This is a genomic window from Comamonas sp. C24C (assembly GCF_053345995.1).
In genome coordinates this window covers 114,531-137,920 of sequence record NZ_JBKFBC010000014.1, presented here as the reverse complement: position 1 = coordinate 137,920, position 23,390 = coordinate 114,531, and the positions used below count along the sequence as shown (strand labels likewise).

The 23,390-nt window shown below is 58.4% G+C and carries 22 protein-coding genes; 10 read left to right on the top strand and 12 right to left on the bottom strand.

Annotation, left to right across the window (positions count from 1 at the left end; all coding sequences use genetic code 11):
- Positions 1 to 108 precede the first annotated feature (108 nt).
- The gene (fliF, locus tag ACLBXN_RS22080) at positions 109 to 1,815 is read right to left on the bottom strand and encodes a flagellar basal-body MS-ring/collar protein FliF (RefSeq protein ID WP_447613579.1); all 1,707 of its coding nucleotides are present in this window, start codon (positions 1,813 to 1,815) and stop codon (positions 109 to 111) included.
- A gap of 173 nt (positions 1,816 to 1,988) precedes the next feature.
- Between fliF and fliE the strand changes: the two genes are divergently transcribed.
- Positions 1,989 to 2,297 carry a flagellar hook-basal body complex protein FliE gene (fliE, locus tag ACLBXN_RS22075; protein ID WP_003059156.1) on the top strand — a complete coding sequence of 103 codons (309 nt, stop codon included), beginning with the start codon at positions 1,989 to 1,991 and terminating at the stop codon, positions 2,295 to 2,297.
- A 198-nt stretch (positions 2,298 to 2,495) separates the two neighbouring features.
- Here the strand turns inward: fliE and ACLBXN_RS22070 are convergent, their stop codons facing one another.
- The 4 genes from ACLBXN_RS22070 to motA form a co-directional block, all read right to left on the bottom strand.
- Positions 2,496 to 3,113 carry a protein phosphatase CheZ gene (locus tag ACLBXN_RS22070; protein ID WP_447613578.1) on the bottom strand — a complete coding sequence of 206 codons (618 nt, stop codon included), beginning with the start codon at positions 3,111 to 3,113 and terminating at the stop codon, positions 2,496 to 2,498.
- Between the two features lie 3 nt (positions 3,114 to 3,116).
- On the bottom strand, positions 3,117 to 3,503 hold the full coding sequence (gene cheY / locus ACLBXN_RS22065) for a chemotaxis response regulator CheY (RefSeq protein ID WP_003059161.1): 387 nt from the start codon (positions 3,501 to 3,503) through the stop codon (positions 3,117 to 3,119).
- Between the two features lie 72 nt (positions 3,504 to 3,575).
- Positions 3,576 to 4,637, bottom strand: a complete 1,062-nt coding sequence (gene motB, locus ACLBXN_RS22060) for a flagellar motor protein MotB (RefSeq protein ID WP_447613577.1) — start codon at positions 4,635 to 4,637, stop codon at positions 3,576 to 3,578.
- Positions 4,638 to 4,679: 42 nt separating this feature from the next.
- A complete protein-coding gene (motA, locus tag ACLBXN_RS22055) occupies positions 4,680 to 5,540 on the bottom strand; it encodes a flagellar motor stator protein MotA (RefSeq protein ID WP_003059167.1) in 861 nt (286 codons plus the stop codon).
- Between the two features lie 312 nt (positions 5,541 to 5,852).
- Between motA and ACLBXN_RS22050 the strand changes: the two genes are divergently transcribed.
- The 3 genes from ACLBXN_RS22050 (at position 5,853) to ACLBXN_RS22040 (ending at position 9,384) form a co-directional block, all read left to right on the top strand.
- On the top strand, positions 5,853 to 7,502 hold the full coding sequence (locus ACLBXN_RS22050; protein ID WP_447613576.1) for an O-linked N-acetylglucosamine transferase, SPINDLY family protein: 1,650 nt from the start codon (positions 5,853 to 5,855) through the stop codon (positions 7,500 to 7,502).
- The gene (locus ACLBXN_RS22045) at positions 7,499 to 8,671 is read left to right on the top strand and encodes a DegT/DnrJ/EryC1/StrS family aminotransferase (RefSeq protein ID WP_447613575.1); all 1,173 of its coding nucleotides are present in this window, start codon (positions 7,499 to 7,501) and stop codon (positions 8,669 to 8,671) included. Before ACLBXN_RS22050 ends, ACLBXN_RS22045 begins: the two co-directional genes overlap by 4 nt.
- 83 nt (positions 8,672 to 8,754) lie before the next feature.
- The gene (locus tag ACLBXN_RS22040) at positions 8,755 to 9,384 is read left to right on the top strand and encodes an acetyltransferase (protein WP_447613573.1); all 630 of its coding nucleotides are present in this window, start codon (positions 8,755 to 8,757) and stop codon (positions 9,382 to 9,384) included.
- Positions 9,385 to 9,450: 66 nt separating this feature from the next.
- Here the strand turns inward: ACLBXN_RS22040 and ACLBXN_RS22035 are convergent, their stop codons facing one another.
- The 7 genes from ACLBXN_RS22035 to ACLBXN_RS22005 are packed head-to-tail and all read right to left on the bottom strand — an operon-like array spanning position 9,451 to position 15,516.
- The gene (locus tag ACLBXN_RS22035; RefSeq protein WP_447613572.1) at positions 9,451 to 10,962 is read right to left on the bottom strand and encodes an FkbM family methyltransferase; all 1,512 of its coding nucleotides are present in this window, start codon (positions 10,960 to 10,962) and stop codon (positions 9,451 to 9,453) included.
- On the bottom strand, positions 10,952 to 11,575 hold the full coding sequence (locus tag ACLBXN_RS22030; RefSeq protein ID WP_447613571.1) for a UDP-3-O-(3-hydroxymyristoyl)glucosamine N-acyltransferase: 624 nt from the start codon (positions 11,573 to 11,575) through the stop codon (positions 10,952 to 10,954). Before ACLBXN_RS22030 ends, ACLBXN_RS22035 begins: the two co-directional genes overlap by 11 nt.
- On the bottom strand, positions 11,565 to 12,710 hold the full coding sequence (locus tag ACLBXN_RS22025; protein ID WP_447613570.1) for an aromatic ring-hydroxylating oxygenase subunit alpha: 1,146 nt from the start codon (positions 12,708 to 12,710) through the stop codon (positions 11,565 to 11,567). Before ACLBXN_RS22025 ends, ACLBXN_RS22030 begins: the two co-directional genes overlap by 11 nt.
- 37 nt (positions 12,711 to 12,747) lie before the next feature.
- Positions 12,748 to 13,494, bottom strand: a complete 747-nt coding sequence (locus ACLBXN_RS22020) for an SDR family NAD(P)-dependent oxidoreductase (protein ID WP_447613569.1) — start codon at positions 13,492 to 13,494, stop codon at positions 12,748 to 12,750.
- Complete coding sequence (locus tag ACLBXN_RS22015; RefSeq protein WP_447613568.1) at positions 13,491 to 14,252, bottom strand: SDR family NAD(P)-dependent oxidoreductase; 762 nt, start codon at positions 14,250 to 14,252, stop codon at positions 13,491 to 13,493. The genes ACLBXN_RS22020 and ACLBXN_RS22015 overlap by 4 nt, the downstream gene beginning before the upstream one ends.
- Positions 14,249 to 15,286 (bottom strand): ketoacyl-ACP synthase III, encoded by a 1,038-nt coding sequence (locus tag ACLBXN_RS22010; protein ID WP_447613567.1) that lies wholly within the window; start codon positions 15,284 to 15,286, stop codon positions 14,249 to 14,251. The genes ACLBXN_RS22015 and ACLBXN_RS22010 overlap by 4 nt, the downstream gene beginning before the upstream one ends.
- Positions 15,287 to 15,291: 5 nt before the next feature.
- Positions 15,292 to 15,516, bottom strand: coding sequence for an acyl carrier protein (locus ACLBXN_RS22005; RefSeq protein WP_447613566.1), 225 nt, complete (start codon positions 15,514 to 15,516; stop codon positions 15,292 to 15,294).
- A gap of 367 nt (positions 15,517 to 15,883) precedes the next feature.
- Between ACLBXN_RS22005 and ACLBXN_RS22000 the strand changes: the two genes are divergently transcribed.
- The 6 genes from ACLBXN_RS22000 (at position 15,884) to ACLBXN_RS21975 (ending at position 23,317) form a co-directional block, all read left to right on the top strand.
- A complete protein-coding gene (locus ACLBXN_RS22000) occupies positions 15,884 to 18,688 on the top strand; it encodes an O-linked N-acetylglucosamine transferase family protein (protein ID WP_447613565.1) in 2,805 nt (934 codons plus the stop codon).
- Between the two features lie 245 nt (positions 18,689 to 18,933).
- The gene (locus ACLBXN_RS21995) at positions 18,934 to 19,785 is read left to right on the top strand and encodes a flagellin domain-containing protein (RefSeq protein ID WP_447613564.1); all 852 of its coding nucleotides are present in this window, start codon (positions 18,934 to 18,936) and stop codon (positions 19,783 to 19,785) included.
- A 278-nt stretch (positions 19,786 to 20,063) separates the two neighbouring features.
- Positions 20,064 to 20,933 (top strand): flagellin domain-containing protein, encoded by an 870-nt coding sequence (locus tag ACLBXN_RS21990; RefSeq protein ID WP_447613563.1) that lies wholly within the window; start codon positions 20,064 to 20,066, stop codon positions 20,931 to 20,933.
- 166 nt (positions 20,934 to 21,099) lie between these two features.
- Positions 21,100 to 22,515 carry a flagellar filament capping protein FliD gene (gene fliD / locus ACLBXN_RS21985; protein WP_447613562.1) on the top strand — a complete coding sequence of 472 codons (1,416 nt, stop codon included), beginning with the start codon at positions 21,100 to 21,102 and terminating at the stop codon, positions 22,513 to 22,515.
- Positions 22,516 to 22,610: 95 nt separating this feature from the next.
- The gene (gene fliS / locus ACLBXN_RS21980) at positions 22,611 to 23,015 is read left to right on the top strand and encodes a flagellar export chaperone FliS (protein WP_447613561.1); all 405 of its coding nucleotides are present in this window, start codon (positions 22,611 to 22,613) and stop codon (positions 23,013 to 23,015) included.
- A gap of 2 nt (positions 23,016 to 23,017) precedes the next feature.
- Entirely contained in the window at positions 23,018 to 23,317 is a 300-nt protein-coding gene (locus ACLBXN_RS21975; protein WP_003059178.1) for a flagellar protein FliT, read from the top strand.
- Positions 23,318 to 23,390 lie beyond the last annotated feature (73 nt).

Below are 23,390 nucleotides of genomic sequence, written 5' to 3'. Positions count from 1 at the left end.
CCGTCCCATGCCAGGGATGCCGAGCAAGGGCCGCCCCCGCAGCGAGGGCATCGTCCCCCTCCCAAAGAGAGAGGGGGAAGGCGCAACGCGCCTCATGGGGTGACTTCGTCACCCCTCACCGTTAATCCATGTCTTCACGATGTTCGCCACCGCGATCGGGTTCTGCTTGGCCAGATGACGGGCCTGATCCAGTCGTTCCTGCTCCTTGGTCGGCGACAGCTCCTTCGCAGGTGCTGGCAGAGCGGGGCGATCCAGCGCCTCGGCTTCAATGGCATTGAGCTGGCCGCCGGGGCTGGTATTGCGTCCCTTGAGCAAGGGGCGCACCAGGCCCAGCAGTACCAGGGCACCAAACAGCGCCAGCGCAATCGGTACACCCAGGCTCTTGGCCATGGCCTGAATCTCGGGGTCCTTCCACATCGGCAGCTCGGCAGGCGCGGCACCGCTGTCCATGAAAGGAGCGCTGACCAGATTCACCGAGTCGCCGCGATCGGCGCTATAGCCCACGGTTTCACGCACCAGCGTGAGCAACTGCTCCTGCTGCTGGGCCGTCAGGGGACGCAGGCCGGAGCTGACTGCAGCTGCCGTTGCCGCTGTCGCCGCATCGGTGCCAGCCGCAGCGGCCAGCGGTGCATTGACCACCACCGCAGCTGTCAGGCGCTTGACGGTGCCGGTGCTGCCACGTGTGACCTTGACGGTCTTGTCGACTTCGTAATTGGTGATGGACTCGCGTTTGTTGCCCTGGGCGTTGCCCTGGCCGGCACCAGCGGCCTGCGGCGCAGGATTGGCACCGTTGATGGGCGCCGTAGAGTTCTGAGGTGGCTGGTTGCTGGTCGCGCCAGGCACGCCGGTAGGTGGAGTGGCCGTCTTCTCGCCATTGGTTTCCATCACCTGCTGGCTGCGCACAGCACCGCCGTCGGTGGACTGATTGGGGCGATGCTGCTCGGACGTCGATTCGGTCTGGCTGAAGTCCAGCTCGGCCGAAACCTGGGCCTTCACATTGTTCTTGCCGACCACGGGTTCCAGAATGTCCAGAATGCGGCGCACATATTGCTGCTCCACCTGCTGGGTGTAGAGGAATTGCTGCATGTCCACGCCGCCGGCATTGCCGTCAGGCGACTGCGACAGCAGCTTGCCGGTGTCGTCCACCACGCTCACGGCCGAAGGCTCCATCTCGGGAACGCTGGATGCGACCAGATGCACGATGCCCGCGATCTGCGCACGGTCCAGCATGCGGCCGGGGTGCAAACTCAGCAGCACGGAAGCCGAGGGCTTTTGCTGCTCGCGAAAAAATCCGTTCTGATTGGGCAAGGCTAGGTGCACGCGGGCACTTTGCACGGCATTGAGCGCCAGGATGGAGCGGGTCAGTTCACCTTCCAGGCCGCGCTGGAAGTTGAGGCGCTCCTGAAACTGGGTGATGCCGAACTTGCTGTTCTCCATCAGCTCGAAGCCCGTCACCGAGCCCTTGGGCAGGCCTTGCGTGGCCAGCTTCAGGCGCACATCGTGCACACGGTCCGCAGGGATGAGGATGGCGCCGCCGCCCTCGCTGTACTTGTAGGGCACGTTCATCTGCGTCAGCTGCGCCACGATGGCTCCGCCATCCTTGTCGCTGACGTTGGAGAACAGCAGCTTGTAATCGGGCTGGCGATAGAACACCGCCGCCGCCACCAGACCGACGGCGACCAGGGCCGCCAGCGCGCCCCAGCGAAGACGTTGGCCACGGTCGAGCGCACTCCAGCGCTGCGCGAGCGCAGGGCGGGGTGCATACGTGGCACCGGGCACGGCATTGGGGACAGGTACTTCAGCTACAGCAGACATCTTGATTCCATGGTGTCAGACCCCACACGAGGTCTAGCGTCCAGTGGATTATTCGGACTCGGGCCCAAGGCGTTCCTCCGATAAGCGAGCCGATTCACCCACTTATTGCCCGTCTGCGATCAAGCGAAAAACCTACGATCACCTCCAACTCACCAAGCCTGTTGGATAAAGATATGGACCTGAAGATCCCAGCAATCAATCCCGCCCAACTGGGCAACCAGCTCACCAAGGTCGGCAGCGCCGGCACCGCGCCCGTGGCCGGCGGCTTTGGCCAGGCTTTGCAAAATGCACTGCAATCGGTGAGCTCCGCTCAAAACCATTCCAGCCAGCTGCAGCGCGAAGTACAGCTGGAAAACCCCGCGGTCAGCCTGGAGCAGACCATGGTGGCCATGCAAAAGTCGCAGATCGGCTTCCAGGCCACGCTGCATGTGCGCAACCGCCTGGTGCAGGCCTACTCCGACGTGATGAATATGCAGGTGTGACCGGCGCGACGCCACACATCGCTCAAAAGGCAGATTGCCCTCCAAGGCTTGCCCGCATGTTGTGATGACATGCGGGCTTTTTGCGCCCTGCCCACCCTGCCCGCCTGGCAGCGCCCAATAAAAAAGCCCGATCCATTCAAAAGATCAGGCTTTTCGGGCGCAAGCGCTTATCTATGAAGCGCAGGTAGCTATATTTTTTTAAAAGCCAAGACTGGCCAGCAGATCATCCACCTGGGACTGCGAGGTCACCACGTCTGCCGTCTTCTCCGGATCCACCACCGGGCCTGCCAGCTTGGGCTGCAAGGCTTCCACAGGCGCCAGGACAGGAGCCTGCGCAACATCCGGCGAGGTCTGGATCAGCAGCTCCAGCAGCTGCGACTCCAGATCGGCTGCCAGGGCCACCACGCGCGCGATCACCTGACCGGTGAGGTCGTGAAAGTCCTGCGCCATCATGATCTCGGTCAGATGGCTATTGGTCTGCTCCGTACCCTCTTCCACTTCCTGCAGGTAATTCATCACGCGACCCCTGGCCACTGCGGCCACGGGATCCTTGATGAGTTCTGCACGCATGGCACGGGTGCGCTCGGCCAGCGCATCCTGGCGGTTCTGCGTCACCTCGACCTGGCCCAGCACCTTGTTGGCAGCTTCGCCCGTCAGACGGGCGATATAGGACAGGCGGCTTTGCGCATCGGGCAGCTCCCCTGCACTGCCGCGCAAACGATCCGCATAGCCCAACTCGTTGAGCGAGTTATGCAACTGGCGCGTGAGCACGCCAATCTTGTAGTGGACGTTGGCGGAAGCCTGGTCGCTACTCATGGCTCAGAGGTCGAGTTTCTTGATGATGAGATTGACCTTCTCTTCCAGCGTGGCCTTGGTGAAGGGCTTGACGATATAGCCGGCCGCACCACCCTGGGCGGCAGCCACGATATCTTCCTTGCGGGCTTCGGCGGTCACCATCAGCACCGGCAGATGCTTGAGCTTTTCATCCTGCTTGATTTCGGTCAGCAGTTGAAAGCCGTTCATGTTCGGCATATTGATGTCGGTCACCACAAAGTCGAACTTGCTAGCACGCAGCTTGGTAATGGCCACCACACCATCTTCGGCCTCATCGGCATCGGCAAAGCCACTCTCCTTGAGCAGATTGCGCACGATGCGGCGCATGGTGGAGAAGTCGTCAACAATCAAAAATCGCAGGGCATTAGCCACGAGAGGCCCTTTCGGTCGGAATAGGTGCGTGGGAACAAGTTTTCACGCCGTGATGGTAACAATTTGTCAACCTCATGGCGCTGGACGTGCATTGTCAGGCTTTTCGACAGCCTCGGTAGCAACTTCAGGGTTTGTTACAACAAACTCTTCCTTGGCATCCAGAGACTGCCTGTCGACAGCGCTGGGAGCTGCGCGACGGGCCTTGGGTTGGTTGATCGTGCTGGCCGCCTCTTCGGCACTGGCCACGCGCTCCATGCTGCGCTCCTTGTCGTTGCCCAGCACGCGGCGTTCGGCCTCCTTGGTCAGCACGGTAATCGTGATGCGGCGGTTCTGTGCGGCACGCGGCTCCTCGGGCAGCAGCAGATCGCTGCTGGACATGCCCACCACGCGCGCCAGCTTGTCCAGCGGCATGCCGGCCGCCACCAGTTCCCGGCGCGATGCGTTGGCGCGGTCGGCCGACAGCTCCCAGTTGCTGTAGCCGCGATCGGCATTGCCGTAGGGTGCGGCATCAGTGTGACCCGAGAGACTGATGCGATTTTCGGCATTGCCCATAGCCGCACCGATCTCGCGCAGGATGTCGCGCATATAAGGCTTGACCACGGCACTGCCGCTGTCGAACATGGGTCGGTTCTGATCATCGACGATCTGAATCATCAGGCCGTCATGCGTAATCTCCGTGCGAATCTGCGAGCGAAACTCGTTCAGGCGCGCATTGTTGGCAATCATGGTGTCCACCTTGGCCTTGAGCGCATGCAGACGCTGGGCGTCGCGCGCGGACTCATCGGCCCGCCCCATGGTCTGGCTGGAGCGGCGGTTGGCATTGTCTTCGGACTCGGAACGACGCACCTGGCCGTGCACCTTGGAGAGGTCGTTGCCGCCGCCCGGCACGATGCTTGAGCTGTTGCCCGCACCACTGCCACCCGACATGGCCACCTTCAGTGGTGAATTGAAATACGCGGCAATCCCCTGCAGCTCGCCCTGAGCGGTCGAGCCCAGCAGCCACATCAGCAAGAAGAAGGCCATCATCGCCGTCACAAAGTCGGCATAGGCAATCTTCCAGGCGCCACCATGGTGGGCATGGGCGGTCTTCTTGACGCGCTTGATGATGATGGGCTGCAACTTCTTGTCAGCCATGGCAGCGCTCCATCACAACATCCTGGCGAGAGGGCGCACTCATCACTTCTTGCCCTTGACGTGCGACTCCAGCTCCAGAAAGCCTGGGCGCTCGGTGGAGAACAGCACCTTGCGGCCGAACTCGATGGCCGTGCCCGGGTTGTAGCCCTGCATGCTGGCCAGCAGCGTCGCCTTGATGCACTCGAACTCCTTGGCCGCATCCTGAGCACGCTGCTCCAGTAGCGCAGCCATGGGCTCCACCAGCGCATAGGCCAGCAAGATCCCGAGGAAGGTACCCACCAGCGCCGAGGCAATCATGCCGCCCAGCACCGCCGGGGGCTGCCCCACGAAAGCCATGGTGTTCACCACACCCAGCACGGCCGCAATAATGCCGAAGGCCGGCAACGCGCCCGCCAGACGATTCAGTGCCATCACCGGCGCATGGGCCTCGGCATGATGGGCTTCGATTTCGCTGTCCATCAGCGCCTCGATCTCATGCGAGTTGAGATTGCCCGACACCATCATGCGCAGATAGTCGGTCAGGAACTCGACGACATGGTGGTCGGCCATCAGCTGCGGATAGTTCTGGAACACTGTCGAGGACTGCGGATCTTCCACATCGGACTCGATCGACATCAGGCCTTCCTTGCGCGCCTTCTGAAGCAGCTCATACAGAAGCGCCATCACTTCCATATAGCGCGCCTTGTTATAGCGCGAGGGCTTGAGCGCCGAAGGGATCGCCTTGGCCGTGGCCTTGAGCACCTTGGGCTGGTTGCTGACAATAAAAGCGCCCAGGGCGCCACCGCCAATGGTCACCATCTCGAACGGCAGCGCCTTGACAAGAACGCCCACGCTGCCGCCGTGCAGCACATACATGCCGAAGATGCAGCCGAAGGCGACGATATAACCGATGAGGACAAGCATGACGAAAAATTCTGTCAGATCCGTTCAACTAAAAAAGTCAGAACAGACTTAGAAATACGCTCTTCTTTCTGGAATGAGACATGCTCATTGGGAGCAGCAAGCAATTAACATCTTCAAAAGAGGGCACAACCCAAGATATCGGCCAATCCACAATCCTCTTGAGGGACATTTCAGCATCCATCGACCAAGGCGATCAGCCAAACGCTTGCGCAAGCTCATATCGCTACTGTCGGCAAAAGCCATCCAGCGCACTCCCAGGCTGGTCAGCTAGCTGTAGCCCCCCAATTCTCTCCACGCAACCAAGTCACCAGCATGTCCCCTGCCATCAATTCAGATCCCCTGCCATCTCGAAATCTGGCTACGGAGCTGTCCTGCATTCGCGGCATGGTCGATCAGGCTCGCTTTCTGGAAGCTCTCTCGGCCCTTGCGCAGTTAGTGACGCAGGATTCCCGCAACTCCCAGGTTTGGCTGCATATTGGATTCGTCTATATCCGCATGAGCATCTGGCCTCAGGCCATCGATGCGTTGCAGATGGCGCTGGAGATCGAGCCGCGCATGCCCAATGCCCAGCGTTTACTGTCCCTTGCCATGTTCAGCACGGGGCGCCGCCAAGAGGCCTGTAACCTCATTGATGCCGCCTGCAGACATGCCAAGAACGAGAATACGCACTGGATGACGCGGGCCTACATCCACTCCCACACCAGCAGCGACCCGCTCAAATCCCTGGAAGTAGCGCGCGACTGGAGCCGGCGCTTTGCCGACCCGCTGACCCGCAACGCCAAGCCACTGCCCCCGCGTGACCGGAATCCGCGCAAGAAGCTCAAGGTCGGCTATGTCACGGCCGACTTCCGCCAGCACTCGGTGGCCTTCTTCATGCGGCCCGTGCTGGAACACCACAACCCCGACAACGTCGAAATCCACGTCTATTCCAGCGGCCGCCCCGACAAGATGACCGAGAAGCTACGCGCCCTGGTGCCGCACTGGCACGATGCAGTCGACCAGACCGACGACCAGCTCTACGAACAAATCCGCGCCGACGGAATCGACGTGCTGGTAGACCTTTCCGGATTCACCCTGGGCCACCGCCTGGAAGTCTTCGCCCGCCGCGCCGCACCCATGCAGGTGACCTGGCTGGGCTATATGCATACACTGGGGATGAAGGCCATGGACTACCGACTGGTGGATGCAGGTATCGCGCCGCCCAGTCATGCTCCGTATTACTCCGAGAACCTGTTTCAACTGGCCTGTATGGCCAGCTATGCGCCTCCGGAGTACTCGCCACTTTGCGAAGAGCCGCCCATGCTGCGCAATGGCTTTCCCACACTGATCTCCCTGAACAACTCCGCCAAGATCACCGACGAGATGCTGGCAGTCTGGGCCCGCATCCTGCACGAACGCCAGGACGCGCGTCTGATCATCATGGTCAAGGAGCAGGACCCAGATGCCGCGCAAGCCCACATGCAGCCGCGGGTGGAAGCCGCAGGAATGCCGCTGGACCGCGTGTCCGTGCTGCACCAGCAGTCGCTGGACCGCTTCATGGAACTAGGGCATATCGCCGACGTGGCACTGGATACTTCGCCCGTATCGGGTGGCACGACGACCCTGCATGCGCTGTGGATGGGCCTGAGCATCGTGGCCCTGGATGCCGAGCGCGCCGTGGATGCGGCGACCGCGCGCACGCTGCAGGGGCTGGGCTTTGGCGGTGTGATCGCCAACGACGTGGACGGCTATGTGCAAGCCGCGCTCGATCTGATGGCCGACCCCGAGTGCCTACAGCAGCAGCGCCTGGCGGCGCGCGCCAAGCTGGAAAGCAGCATTCTCATGGACTATCCCGCGCGGACCCAGGAGCTGGAGAAGGCCTACCGCCTCATGTGGCTCAACTGGCTGCGCGGCGACCAGCGCATCCTCACGGTCGATACCGACCTGGAGGCCATGCAGGCGCAAGCGGAAGCGCAGGCATGAACGGCGATCACGTCTCGCAGGAATGGGTGCCGCTGCTGGTGCCCGATATGCCTTCGCCCCAGGTGCTGATGCCCTGGCTGGAGCGCATGCATGCAGCGCGGCATTATTCCAACTTCGGCCCCTTGGTCCGTGAGCTGGAATCCGAGTTCGCGCGACGGTTCGATATGCCCATGGATGGTCTGACCACCGTGTCCAACGCAACACTGGGGCTGGAACTGGTGCTCCAGGCGCTGGACCTGGCGCCGGGATCACGCGTGCTGCTGCCTGCATTCACCTTCGTGGCCACGGCCACGGCCGTCGTTCGGGCCGGCCATGTCCCCGTGCTGGCCGACGTGGATCCCGATTGCTGGCTGCTCACGCCCGACATTGCGCGGGCTGCCTGCGCCGTGATCCCCGTGGACGCCGTGCTGCCTGTTGCGACCTTCGGCATGCCTCATGACATGCAGGCCTGGCAGCAATTCGAACAGGACACCGGCCTGCCCGTGGTCATAGACGCGGCTGCGGCCTATGGCAGCCAGTGGCTGCAGGGCACCCAGGGCACCCTGGTCTTCAGCCTGCACACCACCAAGAGCCTGCCCGCAGGCGAGGGCGGCCTGGTCGTCTCCACACGGCCCGGCCTGGCCGCGCGCGTGCGCCAGCTTTCGAATTTCGGCATCAACCTGGACCCCCGGGCCGACCTGCCTCTGGGATCACTGGCCAGCGTAGGGACCAATGCCAAGATGAGCGAATACCATGCGGCCATCGGCCTGGCATCGCTGCAGGTGTGGGAAGAGCATGCCTTGGAAAGGCGCAGGCTGCATGCGAGCCTAGTGCGCGAGATCATTCAAATGGGCAGGGAAGCCGGGCTTGGCGTGTCCTTTCAGGTGCCCTGCGATGTCGGTGGTCCATTGATGGCTCCCACCCTGCTCTGCGCTCATCTGCCCGACGAATCCGCGCGCATGGCCTTGGAGCATGCCTGCCAGGCGCAGCGCATCATGACGCGTCGCTGGTATCAGCCGCTGCTGCAGGATATGCCTGCCCTGCGGCCGCATTGCGAAATTCTGCCTACGCCACAGTCAGAGGGACTGTCCCGGACTCTGCTGGGCCTGCCCTTCTTTCTGGACATGACCGGCGACCAGCAACAGCGCGTGTTTGCGGCCGTGGCGCAATGGACGAGCTGCAGCGCATGATGCCTGCGCGAGGGTCCAAAAGGTGAACCGCCCGAGCTTTTACACTGCGTTCCCTGGATAGTTCTTAGAGTGAAAGCGCTGAAATGAAAGACGTTTACATCATCAATGCGGGCGGATTTGGCCGCAATATGGCGTCCACGGCACGTGGCGATGTAGCCCATGGTAGGGATTGGATTGTTAAGGGATTTCTTGATGGGCGCCCTGGGTTGATGCAGGTTCCCGACCTACCAATTGTTGGTGATCCCATGACCTTTCGTGGTGAGCCTTCGCAAATGTTCATTTGCGCGCTGGGAAATCCTGTGGAGCGACGGAAGTATTCCCGTCCATTATTAGAGCAGGGCGCTTATTTCATGAATCTCTTGCCAAAGTTGCACATGTCAGAGCGCTCGCAAATGGGCATGGGTTGTCTTTTCGAACATGATGTATCTTTGGGGGCGGATGCCCGGCTTGGTGATTTTGTCATTGTTCTGGCCAATACAATTGTAGGATATGATGTGAGTGTCGGATCGTACTCATCAATCGCCAGTTTTGTATTTGTTGGTGGAGGGGCTCAAATTGGTGAAAACGTGACCATACACCCTCATGCCACGATCTTGCCCAAGGTGAAGATAGGAGATGGTGCTGTGATTGGCGCGGGCAGCGTTGTGATTGGGAATGTGCCTGCAGGCGTGACAGTCTTTGGGAATCCTGCGAAGCGATTTGAATTTCGATAGAATTAGATATTGAATCGTTCAATTCTTGATTGAAGACTATAAAAAAGACCCATTATCGGGTCTTTTTTATTTTGCCCATTCTGGTGGCTCACTCCCTGGCACCGGGGATGCATAAAGAACCAGATCATAGTAATATGCTGCCGAGTGTTGGCGTAGTCTGAAATGATAATCTTCGGCAAGTTTATCTATTTTTTCAAAAACATCCAATAGGTCAAGTGCATAATGGTAAACGCAGGCCGCTATACGTGGCCTTTGGGTCTTTATCAGTCTGGATGCCCCCTCCAGCGCTTTGGCTTCATAGCCTTCGATATCCAGTTTGAGTAGTGTCAGAGTTTCCAGTTCGTCATCCAGTCGGGTCGTATTTACGATAATATCGCCATCTGGACTGGCATGACTGGATACAGTACCCGTTTGCTTGAAACGCAATACGTCTCTCTTATTGGAGACGGCTTTGTTGAAGCCTTGAAAATTGTGGGCAGACGAGGAAATCTCTTGAAGTTTTTTGAAATTGATAGTGTCTGGCTCGAATGCGCTAATGCTCGCATATTGGTGGCCAGTTGCGTTAAGAAATTTCTCAACAATAGGACCTTGAAAGGCTCCGCAATCGCAAAAATGCTCGCGCGAACCTACCTGGAAGGTGCTCGCATCTCCATGACTGGAGAAATACTCATTTTCTGGTGTGGACCAGATCAACTGTAGGTAAATTCGGTCATAAGTCAATCGAAACAGGAGATTGCTGTAAAGGGTGAATTTGCTAAATTCGTCCTCGAAGCGGTCTGCCAATTGCAAAAAATCATTCAACCGGGACAAGGTGCGTTGACGATAGATCCGTGCCGGCTCATAAACGGAATGCAGGCCGTAATGTGCAATGGCAAGGCATGCATCTACCAATTCAATGCCTGCCTGTTTGCATATTTTTTCTGCCAACCCTCTTTCTTTTGGGGTACATGAAAAATCGATGGCAAGAATATTTTGATTCTCTTTTGCAATATCCTTGAGGCGACCGCTCCCGTAACGCGGAACACCATCAATCATTGCAAGATCGCTATTGTCGGCAATGGATGCTATTACGTTTCCGTTTTGGACTGCAATATTCTTAGCATGCATTCCTGCAAGAAACGAGAGAGGTGACATGAAAATTAGAGTACGATTTTCTAAATTTTCAATGACAGGAGGTTCAGGGTCGGAGACGGAAAATTTTTCTATACCTGCAGATTCACACAGTTTTTTTACAAAATCTTGTCCGCGAGGGCTGCAAGAGAAGTCAATGCCTATGGCGTCCGGATACTTCTGAATTCGTTGTAGAAATTCTTGACTTGTCCAGCGCGGGGCGCCATGAATTTCTGATTCAAGGGTTTGATCGTCCACGGCGGCGACGACATTTTTCAGCCTCGCGGCAAGTTGCCGACCATGTTGCATGCCTGTATATGACATGGGTGCCAGCAAGAAGACAGGACGTTGACCAAAGTCAAAATCATTTACGCGATTGGAATTTGATTTTGTTGTCAGAGCCGCGATTTGATTTATTTTTTGCAAAAGCTGAGCGTTTCTATTGCTCAAAAGGTATTTAGTTTCCATACGTATGAATCGGCGAATCGTAGCGATTATCAAAAATGGTTTTTGCGCTAATATCTTTGGCATAGCGTTGGGGCCAGCCCAATTCGCAACTACGGCCTATCTTAATTCCATGTGCAAGAATTGCACCGTTGCGCAGTGTGCAATGTGCCCCGATTTGGATATTATTCCCAACGCTCACGCCCGTTTCCAGCCAACAGGATGGCCGGATATGAGTGCTATGGCCAATATGCACGCCGGGTAGAATGACGCTGTTATAATCAATGCGGCATCCGTAACCCACAATGGTGCCATCTCCAACCAACGAGTTGGGTCCTATCTTCACGCCTGAGGAAAGCATGGCGCGGGGGCTGATCAGCGGGGGGAGGGAAAGCCCGCGCTCCATGACTGCCGCCATGAGCTCCATCCGCTTGAAGTTGCCAAAGCGCTCATCGAATGCAACGAAAGCCGTTCCCGACTCTGGCTGAAGCGTATCAAGTGCGTCCAGATTGAAAGTGTAGTTGGTATTCTGAGATATGGTTATTTTCTCAGTATGCAAATCGGGATGGATTTGGCGGCAGATATCGTATGCCATTTCTAATGGAGCGCCCGCTCCTATGATCCATTTACACTTCATGGTCGGTCTCCATCAGATTGCTATACCATCGCTCAACCAGTCGGTTCATGCTTTCGTATGCACCTTGTGTGGGTGATGGGGCTTCGGGATGCAGTGCGGACTGCACCATCTCCATGACCTCAATATCTTCACCCACTACTTGCTTGCTGCCGTGCATCTCGGCGAGCAGCACGGCGCTGGAGAATGAAAACGGTTGTCGTTTTTTTGCAGTGAAGCGATAGACCTCCATATCCGTACAGCCAGGAGATATTGGGATATGGTGTTCAATGGTGAATGAGTGGCCACCGTTGCCGCTGGCAATGTGAAGATTGGGGTAGGCGAGCCAATTGTAATAGGCATTCTTGTCGCCCCAGCGCTCCACCATATCGTGCCAGGAGAAATGATGCATATTTTCTATCATGGCATCTATGCCTCCGTAACTTAAGCGACTCAGCTCTTTTCGTAAAGCAGTGTTATTGCAATCCTGAAGAGGTTGAGATGATTCTTCGAGTAATCTCTCATCCACATTTGGTTGAAAATCGACAACTTTGGCAAGACTTTTGGGGTGAACAAACCGAGGGTGATTTGCGTCACGTAGATTCTCGTATGCAAGCTTCCAGTTGTAGTTGCCGCGCCAAGTCGTGACCATGACTTCCGTGTCGTAGGCGTTGGAGCTGCTTTCGAGAAGCGCAATGAAATCCGCGGAAAACTGCTCTTCCAGGGGCAAAGGTGAGGCATCCAGATTGATGAACAGCAGATTGCCTATGGAGCGCAATGCCAGCCGTCTCAGCTTGAGTCCGCATTTTTCCTCTGGATTCAGGCGGTACAAGGTGTCGGCATCGGGGATGTGTGCCACTTGGCCATGCTCGTCGTAACGCCAGGCGTGGTAGGCGCATACTAGGGGCCTGCGGCCCACCGGCTCGGTCTGTATCAAGGCACTGCGGTGCAGGCAGACATTCTCGAAGGCCCGAAGCTCACCGTGAAAGTTCTGGATCACCACAGGCAAGCCGGCGATCTTGCGGGTGATAAAGGCGTTGTGCTGAATCAGCAGAGTCTTTAGTCCCGCGAAGAGCCAGAGCTTGCGGAAAATTTTGCGTTGCTCGCGTTCGAATATATTTGTGTCCAGGTAATACCTGGGATGCATGCGTGAGCGCATGACGCATCCTTTTTTGGGGAGAGCTAAGAAGGTTTATCTACAGCACCACGCCGCCGTCCATGACCAGGCTGGTGCCCGTCACCCAGCGGCTGGCATCCGATAACAAGTAGATGGCGGCATGTGCCACATCCTCGGGTGTGCCGAGTCCCAAGGGGTGCCGCGCCTCCTGTGCCTTCAACTGCTCGTTTTGGCCTGCATCGCCCCACATGGGAGTCGGCACCACTGAGGGAGAGATGCCGTTGACACGCATCCGGTGCCGCGCCTGCTCCACAGCCAGGCAGCGGATAATGCCCAGCAGCCCCGACTTCATCGCGGAATAAGGGCCTACACCACGTGTGCCGATGTGGGCGGACGTCGAGAGCATGAAGATGATGGAGGCCCCGGGCGCCAGCTTGTTTGTGATCAGCAACTGCTGGGTCAACATGACGGGCGCAAGGAAATGTATGGCATACATCTCCGTCATGAGGGATTCCTGCAACTGGCGTAGGGGGCTGAGCATCTGGCGACCTGCGCAGTGCACCAGGCCGTCAATACGGGGCGTTGCCTTTGCCAGGGCGATTCTTTCTTGGGCATCGGTCAGGTTGGCCTCGATCTGCTGGTGTCCGGTGCCCTCGAGAAGGTCAAAGCTGTCCTGCAGGCGCTGTCGGTCACGCCCCGTGGCGATGATTTGGGCACCGCGGCGGGCACAGGAAATGGCGATCTGCCTGCCCAAGCCTGACGAAGCGCCGGTGACCAATACGGTCTTGCCCTTTAACGAAAATGGGTCGTGCGCAGATTTCGTCATGCAAAGACATCCATGGGGACCGTCAGGCCGCCGTCAATGGTGAAGTAGTTTCGGGTGATCCATCTGCTGGCATCGGACAGGTAAAAAACCGCTGCGAGTGCCACGTCCTGCGGCTCACCCATGCCCAGCGGAGCCAGGTTGGCATATTCCTCGGTATCCACGCCGCCCGCCGCCAGCCCGTTGAGCATCGGCGTACGCACATAGCCCGGCGCGAGGCAATTGGCGCGGATTCCTTGTTTGGCCACTTCCAGGCCCAAAGAGCGCATGGCACCAAGCAAAGCCGCCTTGCTGGCAGAGTACGCGCTGCTGGCCAGCGGGCCGATATGAGATGCCACGGCGCTGATGAACACGATGGAACCATGGGACCGGATCAGGCGTTTGGCCAGCAGTTCCTTCGTCAGCAGGATGGGCGCGTAGGTGTTGTGAGCGAACATTTCGTCCAAGTGCGCTTGCTTGACCATGCGCAGCGGCACCAGCTTCGAGATGCCGGCAGCGTGGACTAGGCCATCGATCTGTCCTGCCTGAGAGGCCAAGGCGCTGATGTCCTGAGACTGGGTGAGATCGGCAACCACGCTGATATGGCCTCTGTCAGCGAGCTGGCTCGCGGTGTGGGCGAGGCGCTCAGCATTGCGTCCCGTAATGACCAGTTGAGCGCCCTGGCTTGCGCAGGAGATGGCCGTCTGCTGGCCGATACCCGATGAAGCGCCCGTGATGAGGATACGCTTGCCGGCCAATGAAAAGGGGTCCGTGCAAGTCATGCTTCGGTCATCGCGGGAAAGCATGCCTGGTCCACATTCACGATGGCAGTTCCCCAGGAGAGCCCTATGCCGAAGCCACTGAGCAGCAACCGGGCCTTGTCCCCATTCAGCTGCTCGTGCAGTCGCGCGCTCACCGTGACTGGTAGTGAAGCGCCGCTGGTATTGCCAAAGTCATGCAGCGTGCTGGGGACTTTTTCGACGGGCAATCCCAGCTTCTTGCGAATTGTCTCGTTGATCATCCGGTTGGCCTGGTGGAAGATGAAGTGATCGACCTGTTCCTTGTCCACCTGGGCGTAGCCGAGCAGTCGCTCAACGGCGGGGGGGATGCGCTGGGTGGAAAAGCTCAGCACAGCCGGACCATCGAGTATAAGGTCGGCGGGCGAACGCAGGTGGCCGTGTTCGTCTCGTTTGGATATCACATGTTCCACACCGTAGGGTTCGCGGTGGCCTCCAGCTGGCAGCATGATGGCCTTGTAGCCACTGCCGTCGCTGTTGAGGTCGAAATACATGGGGGGGGCGCTGGCATCGAACTCCAGCGCTGTTGCCGTGCCGGCGTCAGAGAATAAGGGGTCCATGACGGTAGCGGATTTGTCACCCACCAGCAGCAAACCCTTTTTCACTCCACCGGCTGCAATCATGCTGCCCAGCAGGTGCAGGCCGAACGGGTAGCCCGAGCAACCCAGGTTCACATCGAATGCAATCGTGCTATGCGGCAGGCCCAGGCGGTCCTGCAGGATGATGGCGGTGGAGGGAATCAGGTAGTCGGGCGATTGGGTGACGACGATCAGTGCATCGATTTCGTCGCGCTGCCACTGCAGGTCATCCAGCAGCTTTTCCGTGGCCACCAGGGCCAGGTCTGAAAAGCATTGCCACTCGGGACAAATGCGCCGCGTCTGAATGCCGATATTGCGCACCAGACGTTCCCGTTCGGAGCGTTGCGATGGCGGGCAGTCCTCCAGGTTGGAGAGCACGCGCTTGGGCACGCAACTGGCCATGCCCGCAAAGCGGACGTTGTGCAGAGTGGACAGCGCCATGGTGTTTATCCCAGCAGCTTGTAGAGATCGGCGATGGTGGCGCAGTTCTTGAGATCGTCGCCCGTGATGGTCTTGCCGTAGTCAACGTCGAACATGACGATCACGCCCAGGGCGGCCAGAGAGTCCCACTCGGGCAAGCTCTTGAGCTCGGTGTCGGGAGTTACTTCGACGGCTTCCTGGAAGTCGACCGCAGCCAGAAAGTCTTGAATGAATTGATCAGTGGATGGCATGTGAATAGTACCTGTCAGATAACTGCGTAATCTGCCTAAGCAGGCAATTTAAAAGCAATTCGTTACATTCAGCCTGTGAATGAGTGGAGCCGGTGAATTTTCGCAGAGCCGCTCGAATGTCGAACCAAGGAACTGGACTCGAAATCCGTACCAGTTCCTTTGCTGGCAGGCGGAGCGGGTAGCAAGTGTAGTTGGTTCCCGCAAAGGGCAAATCGATACCTACGTAGCATGAGACACATCAATCGGGATAAACAAGAAGAAAATCCGTGTTTTCCCTGCTTATCTCGAGCTTATCCAGACCGCAACAGCCACAACATGGAGAGCATTTGCGCGCCGCATTGGCCGCTCTGCATAAACACACACCCCCATGAGCAAGATGAATCTGAATGAGTTGCTAATCCATGCCCAGCAACTGCATGATCAGTGGCAGTTCGATGAAGCCAGTGAGGTCTATGCCCAGGTACTCAAACACGACCCCGCCCACGCGGAGGCTATGCACGGCCTGGGACTTCTGCTCGGCCTGCATCGGTTGCGCAGCGCCGAGGCCCTTCCCTACCTGGAGGCCGCCATCGGCGCCAAGCCAACAGACCTTGGCTATTGGCGCCTGTATATCCACATGCTGATCCGCGAGGGCTTGCTGGACATGGCGAGCTCGCTGATCAATGTGGCACGGTCCAACGGCATGCAGGAGGTCGCACTAGAGCAACTGGAGAAGGATGTCGCCCTGGTGCAGGGGGCACAGGCTGCAGCGTTTCTGGAGGAGCAGGCCGCGCGCTGGCCGCTGGAGCCGGTCTCCTCGCAAGCCGGGCCAGCGTCCTCCGAGAGCCTGGGCCGGGTACCCGAGGCACAGCTGCGGCTGCTGATGCAGCTGTTTTCTCGGCGCGAGTACGCTGAGGCCAGCCAACTTGCAGGGTCGATGGTACGCCAGCACCCCAAGATCGGCCTGATTTGGAAACTCAAAGCTGCGGCCGATCATGCCAATGGCAGCATCGATGCCGCTTTACATGCCGCGCGTCAAGCTGCAGATCTGCTGCCGCGTGACGGAGAGGTACAGTTCAACCTCGGCGGCATCTGTCTGCAAGCCGGCCATGCAACAGAGGCAGAGCAGGCGCTGCGCACCGCGCTGACGCTGCAACCGCACTGGGCTCAGGCCTTCGGCCATCTGGGCGACGCCCTGTGTGCCCAGGATCGCCTCGAAGACAGCCTCCCCTGCTATGTCAATGCGCTACTGCTAGACCCTGATGAGACGGACAGTCTGTCGCGTTTGACTGCAGTGTTGCAAAAGACTGGCAGGATGCAGGAGTGCTCACAGTTTCTGGTTCTGCTCATGCAGCAACGCCCCCAGGATCTACGGCTGTGCCTAGCCAGCGGTCAGGTGCTGAACGAAGCAGGCTGGACGTTGCAGGCCGAGACAGCCTACCGGATGGGGCTACAGGTCGAGCCCGACAACCTGGAGCTGCTGCTGAACTTGGCCTTGCTGCTGTGCGGTGGGGGGAGACTGGCAGAAGCAGAAACCTGCCTACGCAAGACCCTGCACCTACAGCCCAACAAAGCAGTGCTTTATTGCGAGACCGCTTTCACACTATTGGCCCAGAAGAAGTGGAAGCAGGCTCTGGAGCTACTTGAGCACGCGCTACGCATACAGCCTGATAGCGCCCGCGCTCACATGCTTCGCTGCCAGGTACTTCTGGAAACGCGGGAACTATCCGGGCTGAATCTCGCCCTGAACGAAGCACAGGATCTGCTGCCTGGAAACCGTGAACTGATGTTCCAGCGCGCGGCCTACTGGGAGCGCTGCGGTGACGCGGAGCGTCACATGCAGCAGCTCGATGAGCTGGTGAAGCTGCACCCGGACTACGAGCCCGCTCACAGTGCGCGCCTGTTCGCCATGCTTCATTCACCCCTGAGCAGCGCAACCTCGGTAGGTAAAGCGAATCGTGAATATGGGGCATTGATGCAACGACGCGCCGGTGATCCGCAGAACACCGGTCATGAAAACCCCCAGGTCCCCAGCAAGACACTTCGAGTGGGCTTCGTGTCCGGCGACCTACGCAACCATGCGGCAGCCAAGTTCTTTCTTCCCGTGATGCGAGAGCTGGCCCAGCACGACGACCTGGTGTGCATTGCCTATTGCAATAACGAGATTCACGACGAAGTTACCAAGGAGTTTCAGGGTCTGTTTCATCTCTGGCGTGGGATTCGAGACATGAATACACATTCGCTGTCGAGCCTAGTGAGGGCTGACGGCATCGACATCCTGATCGATCTGAGTGGCCATACGCACGGCCACAGGCTCGATGCATTCGCCGTACGACCGGCCCCCCTGCAAATGACCTGGATCGGCAATCCGGGCAGCACCGGCCTGCAAACCATGGACTATATTGTCCTCAGCGACCAAATGCTCGATGAGGCATTGCTCAAGATACAGCTGACCGAGAATCTGCTGTGCGTGCCCCTGGCCTATGTCTTCGATGGCGGAATTCACAGTGAGCCAGTAGCTCCGCTCCCCGCTCTTCGCAAAGGCCACCTGACCTTCGGGTCCTTCAACCGCCTGTCCAAAATCAACCGCGAGGTCGTATCCGTCTGGGGCGAGGTGATGCGCAGATTGCCGACAGCCCGATTGCGCATAGGCGCTTGCCCTGACACGGAGGCACCGCAACATCTTCGTGCCTGGCTAGACCAGGAGGGAGTCCATGACTCCCGTGTCGATTATGTGGCCCATATGGGATTCGACCATTATCTCCGCGCACACCATGAGATAGACATCTGCCTGGACACTTTGCCATTTACAGGCGGAGTGGTCACCAACCACGCGCTCTGGATGGGGGTTCCCACGCTGACGCTGATGGGCGAGTTGCTGGCTGGCAGGCAGTCGGCAGAGGTGCTGGCACGGCTAGGACTGGCCGAGGGCTTTGCCGCAGAGAGCCGCGCCCAGTTGCTGGACCTGGCTGCCTATTGGCAGGAACATCTGCCACAACTGCAGGAAATACGCCAAGCATTGAGGTCTCGCCTGCAAGCTCAGGAGCCCCAGCAAGCAATTATTGTGGCGCGCTCCGTTGCGATGGGAATGCGTCAAGCTTGGTACCGCTTCTGCAAAGGACTGAAGCCTGCAGACTTGCGCGTCACTCGCGAGGAGCTGGGTATGAGCTTTCCTGCCGCAACGACTTTGTAACAAACCCCAAGTCTCATAGACATGAAGAACATCGCGTGCTGCAAAAAAACTTGCAAACACCCCTAAAGTTCACAGCCATGGCTCCGAAAACCAACTCAGCAGAGGGACAAAAGTCCTGAGCCCACCAGAAGCCGTGCAAATCGATGAAAGAACGGCTACTGGTCGGATTGGGCCGCCGCCGCCCGCCTTGCGAGACGTGAGGACACCGTGGCGGCGACGTATTGACTTTATTAGGAGTTGTCACCATGGCCATGTCTATCAACACCAACGTCCAATCGCTGAACGCCCAGCGCAACTTGGCTACCTCGCAAAGCTCGCTGTCCACCACCATGCAGCGCCTGTCCTCCGGCCTGCGTGTTAACAGCGCCAAGGACGACGCTGCCGGCCTGGCCATCGCCGAGCGCATGAACGCTCAAGTTCGCGGCATGAACGTAGCCGTGCGCAACGCCAACGACGGCGTGTCGATGGCCCAGACAGCTGAAGGCGCCCTGTCCAAGGTTACCGACGCTCTGCAGCGCATGCGTGAACTGGCTGTGCAGGCTCGCAATGGCACCAATGGCGCCAAAGACCAGGTTTCGCTGAACAAGGAATTCGTCGAGCTGGGCAAGGAAATCGACCGTGTGATCAAGGGCGCCGACTTCAACGGCAAGAAGATCCTGAGCACCGATGCCGGTGCCATCAACTTCCAGGTCGGCGCCAACACTTCGGCCAACGACTCCATCACCGTCACCACAAGCAACCTGGGCACGAACACCGACATCACGGGCATCACCAGCGCCTCGATCGGCTCCAACGCCACCACGGCCCTGGACGCTACCGCCCTGGCCACCGTGATCAGCAACCTGGACACTGCCCTGGATACGGTCAACTCCGAGCGCGCCGTGCTGGGTGCCACACAGAACCGCTTCGAGGCCGTGGTCTCGAACCTGCAAGTGGCCTCCGAGAACACGGCATCTGCCCGTAGCCGCATCATGGACGCCGACTTCGCGTCGGAAACTGCCAACCTGAGCCGCTCGCAGATCCTGCAACAGGCCGGCACAGCGATGGTGGCCCAGGCAAACCAGCTGCCTCAAGGCGTCCTGGCTCTGCTGCGCTGATCGCACGGAAGCGCCAAGCCCGAAAAGCCGGCCCTCGCACCAAGCCCCAGGCTCAGCCTGGGGCTTTTTTTATGGACAAAACGACGATAAACCACAGCGTTCGAACAGCGAAATAGCGCCCCATCATGGGCTTTATCAGCGCTTTGACGCAAAGGATTTTCCGCACAATCGTTGGCATCAGATAGGCAGAGCTGGAAGTCCTGGCGTGCTTTCTGTCGTTTGTCGACTCGAGGTCGCCGAACGGTTAGCCATTGTTCATGCCTAACGAGGAGCTGCCCATGGCATCCATCATCAATACCAATCTTGTTTCGCTTAACGCCCAGCGCAATCTCAACACGTCGCAATCCTCCCTGAGCACGACCATGCAGCGTCTGTCCTCGGGCCTGCGCGTCAACAGCGCCAAGGACGATGCGGCGGGCCTAGCCATTGCCGAACGCATGAACGCCCAGGTACGTGGCATGAATGTGGCCATGCGCAATGCCAATGACGGCATCTCCATGGCCCAGACTGCTGAGGGCGCGCTGGGCAAGCTCAGTGACAATCTGCAGCGCATGCGCGAGTTGTCCGTGCAGGCAGCCAACGACACCAATGGCACGACGGACCGCAGTTCGCTGGACAAAGAATTCCAGCAACTGGCCCAGGAAATTGCCCGTATCGTCGGCAGCACCAGCTTCAACGGCCGTCAGTTGCTGGACAATGACAATCCCACGGTATTCCAGGTTGGCGCCAATACCGGAGCCGACAATCAGATTACGATCTCTGCGGTGAACCTGACGGGGGCTGCTGGCGGCCTGGACATCCAAGCTGGGCCACCTCCCACTCTGGGCGGCTCACTGGGGTCACTGCTGGGCGCCGGTAGCTCCGCCCCTGATGCACGCCTGTCCATGGCTGCCATTGATACCGCGCTGGACCTGGTCAACAACACGCGTGCCACCTTCGGTGCCGCACAAAACCGCTTTGAGGCCGTGATTTCCAACCTGCAGGTTGCTGCAGAGAACACAGCAGCCGCCCGCTCACGCATCATGGATGCCGATTTCGCTGCGGAAACAGCCAACCTGAGCCGCACGCAAATCCTGCAGCAGGCCGGTACAGCGATGGTGGCCCAGGCCAACCAGCTGCCCCAATCGGTGCTTAAGCTGATCCAGTAATCAACCAGAGGCTGGTGGACTGCTCAAACTGCAGCCCACCAGCCTCAAGATTCGGATTATCCGGTCGATAAGATACCGGGGGAATGCTTTGAGGCATTCGGTGTGTGATCGTGAAGGCATTCCTGCGCTTTGGCGCGGGCTATTCAGTACTTAGAAAGGGTTGGTCATGGCCACCTTGAGCTCAGCCGGCATCAGCGGCAGCGGCCTAGACGAGACAATGATCGCCAAGCTGGTGGCTCTGCAAAGGCAGTCGCTGGTTCCGCTTCAGCAAAAGGCGTCCGTTCTAGACTCCAAGATATCGACCTTTGGGCAAATCAAGTCGCTGATGTCCACACTCCAGGATGCATCCACAGCGCTGGCCGATGCGGATACCTGGCGTGTAACCAATGCCACGACGACCAATACGGCCGTTGGAGTTTCGGTGACAGACTCCAACGCACTGCCTGGGTCCTCGGTGATTTCGGTAGAAAAATTGGCACGCAGTCAATCGGTGGCAACAGGCATCATGTCCACGGGAACCCAATTCGGCGCAGGCAAGCTCACCATCACCATGGGCACCTGGAACGAAGACGGAACCCAGTTCAACAATCCCGGCACACCGCTGGAGATCGACATCTCAGCTGGTGCCAAGCTAGAGGACGTTGTTCAGGCCATCAATAGCAAGGGCGCGGGCGTTGTAGCCTCCGTCCTCAAGGACGCCCAGGGAGAGCGCCTTGTGCTGCGCTCGCGCAGCACAGGCGCAGATGCAGGCTTCACGGTCGCAGCCAGTGGAGATGCCAGTCTTTCGGCACTGAACTTCAATGGTGCTGCGACATCTGGCTCCGTCGTGCAGTATGCCCAGAACGCCCTGATTGATGTCAACGGCATCAAGGTGCAGTCAACCACCAATGAATTCAAGGACACCTTGCCAGGCCTGAATATCACGGTGAATCAGGTGACAACGTCGCCTGTCACTGTGACGGTATCTTCGGACACCGACACGATGAAAAAGAAGGTACAGGCCTTCATGGACGCTTACAACGCGCTCAATGACGCATTGTCGAGTTCGACGAAGTATGACTCCGAAACCAAGGCGGCTGGCGTATTGCAGGGTGACTCCACGACAGTGGGTATGACCAACAGTCTGCGCAGCGTAGTCTCGGGCTCTATCGAGGGCGGGGCAGATACCCTCAAGCGCTTGTCGGACATGGGCATTCAGATCCAGAAGGGCGGCAAGCTGGCATTCGGTACAACCGCCAGCGACAAGACCAAGCTGGAGGCTGCACTCAAAGACCCCGAGTCCATGAGCAAGCTTTTCGCCACGGTGGGTACCGATGGTCAGCCCAATACGCAAGGCCTGGCCGCTCGCATGAAGGACTTCACTCGCCAGGCCCTGGAATTCGATGGAACCTTCGACACCAAAAGCAAAAGCCTGCAAGCCCTCAAGACGGACAACGGCAAGTCCCAGGATCGGGTCAACGACCAGGCCGACGCACTGGAAAAGCGCCTGCGCGCTCAATACGCGTCGCTGGACGCCAAGATAGGCGGTTATTCGTCACTAAGCGCCTACATGAACCAGCAGGTTGCCCAGTGGAATAAATAAGGGGAGCAGCGAAGGCCACGTCTCTGTAACCGACGCCCAGTGACTCTCAATTTTCGAGCATTGCAGCCGAAGAACAAGACATCAAGGAAACGAACATGTACACATCGCTCAACCGCCGTGCTGCAAGCGCCTACGCCCAGGTTGGCGTTCACTCCTCAGTGGATGGGGCATCGCCCCATCAATTGATCCAATTATTGTTCGACGCACTGGAAGCTGCACTGAATGCTGCCAAGGGCGCCATGCTGCGCGGTGAAATTGAGGAAAAAGGGCTGCAAATAGGCAAGGCAGTCCGAATTCTTGAAGAAGGCCTGAAAGCTTCTCTGAACTTCAACCAGGGCAGCGATATCGCTCAGAACTTGGCATCTCTGTATGACTACAGCATCACACAGATCACCATGGCCAATCTGCGCAACGATCCTAGCCTGCTGGATGCAGCGCAGAAAGTCATTACTCCCGTAGCTCAGGCTTGGCGTGAAATGGGGCAAACTGCCCAAGAATAAAAATGGAGCACACATTGATCGACTTCTACCGCGCCATTGAGGAAAGCAGCGCCAAGATGCTGCAGGCCGCTCAGGCCAAGGACTGGGACGGTGTTGCGCGCTATGAGGGCACTTGTGCCGTGCTGATCGAGCAGCTGCGCTTTCGTTCGCGTGACGAAAAGCTGGCGCCCGAACTGCGCAAGGAAAAGGCGCGCATCATGCAACGCATCTTGCGCAACGATGCCCAGATTCGCGTGCTTGCCGAGCCCTGGCTGGCCAGCTTCGAACATATGTTCGACGGCCAGCCGCATGTGATGCACTGATTGCATAGCTACTCAAACAAAGCCCTGCTGCAGCGATGCAACAGGGCTTTTTTGCTTGCAGCGACGATCAGAC

Bases quoted from the DNA above. Each gene is read 5' to 3' on its own strand.
- ACLBXN_RS21990 (WP_447613563.1), top strand. From the start codon at position 20,064: ATGGCATCCATCATCAATACCAATCTTGTTTCGCTTAACGCCCAGCGC.
- ACLBXN_RS22000 (WP_447613565.1), top strand. From the start codon at position 15,884: ATGAGCAAGATGAATCTGAATGAGTTGCTAATCCATGCCCAGCAACTG.
- ACLBXN_RS22030 (WP_447613571.1), bottom strand. From the start codon at position 11,575: ATGAAGTGTAAATGGATCATAGGAGCGGGCGCTCCATTAGAAATGGCA.
- fliF (WP_447613579.1), bottom strand. From the start codon at position 1,815: ATGTCTGCTGTAGCTGAAGTACCTGTCCCCAATGCCGTGCCCGGTGCC.
- ACLBXN_RS21975 (WP_003059178.1), top strand. From the start codon at position 23,018: ATGGAGCACACATTGATCGACTTCTACCGCGCCATTGAGGAAAGCAGC.
- ACLBXN_RS22010 (WP_447613567.1), bottom strand. From the start codon at position 15,286: ATGGCGCTGTCCACTCTGCACAACGTCCGCTTTGCGGGCATGGCCAGT.
- ACLBXN_RS22015 (WP_447613568.1), bottom strand. From the start codon at position 14,252: ATGACTTGCACGGACCCCTTTTCATTGGCCGGCAAGCGTATCCTCATC.
- ACLBXN_RS22035 (WP_447613572.1), bottom strand. From the start codon at position 10,962: ATGGAAACTAAATACCTTTTGAGCAATAGAAACGCTCAGCTTTTGCAA.
- fliS (WP_447613561.1), top strand. From the start codon at position 22,611: ATGTACACATCGCTCAACCGCCGTGCTGCAAGCGCCTACGCCCAGGTT.
- ACLBXN_RS22050 (WP_447613576.1), top strand. From the start codon at position 5,853: ATGTCCCCTGCCATCAATTCAGATCCCCTGCCATCTCGAAATCTGGCT.
- ACLBXN_RS22040 (WP_447613573.1), top strand. From the start codon at position 8,755: ATGAAAGACGTTTACATCATCAATGCGGGCGGATTTGGCCGCAATATG.
- ACLBXN_RS22005 (WP_447613566.1), bottom strand. From the start codon at position 15,516: ATGCCATCCACTGATCAATTCATTCAAGACTTTCTGGCTGCGGTCGAC.
- ACLBXN_RS21995 (WP_447613564.1), top strand. From the start codon at position 18,934: ATGGCCATGTCTATCAACACCAACGTCCAATCGCTGAACGCCCAGCGC.
- fliE (WP_003059156.1), top strand. From the start codon at position 1,989: ATGGACCTGAAGATCCCAGCAATCAATCCCGCCCAACTGGGCAACCAG.
- ACLBXN_RS22020 (WP_447613569.1), bottom strand. From the start codon at position 13,494: ATGACGAAATCTGCGCACGACCCATTTTCGTTAAAGGGCAAGACCGTA.
- ACLBXN_RS22025 (WP_447613570.1), bottom strand. From the start codon at position 12,710: ATGCGCTCACGCATGCATCCCAGGTATTACCTGGACACAAATATATTC.
- ACLBXN_RS22045 (WP_447613575.1), top strand. From the start codon at position 7,499: ATGAACGGCGATCACGTCTCGCAGGAATGGGTGCCGCTGCTGGTGCCC.
- motA (WP_003059167.1), bottom strand. From the start codon at position 5,540: ATGCTTGTCCTCATCGGTTATATCGTCGCCTTCGGCTGCATCTTCGGC.
- motB (WP_447613577.1), bottom strand. From the start codon at position 4,637: ATGGCTGACAAGAAGTTGCAGCCCATCATCATCAAGCGCGTCAAGAAG.
- fliD (WP_447613562.1), top strand. From the start codon at position 21,100: ATGGCCACCTTGAGCTCAGCCGGCATCAGCGGCAGCGGCCTAGACGAG.
- ACLBXN_RS22070 (WP_447613578.1), bottom strand. From the start codon at position 3,113: ATGAGTAGCGACCAGGCTTCCGCCAACGTCCACTACAAGATTGGCGTG.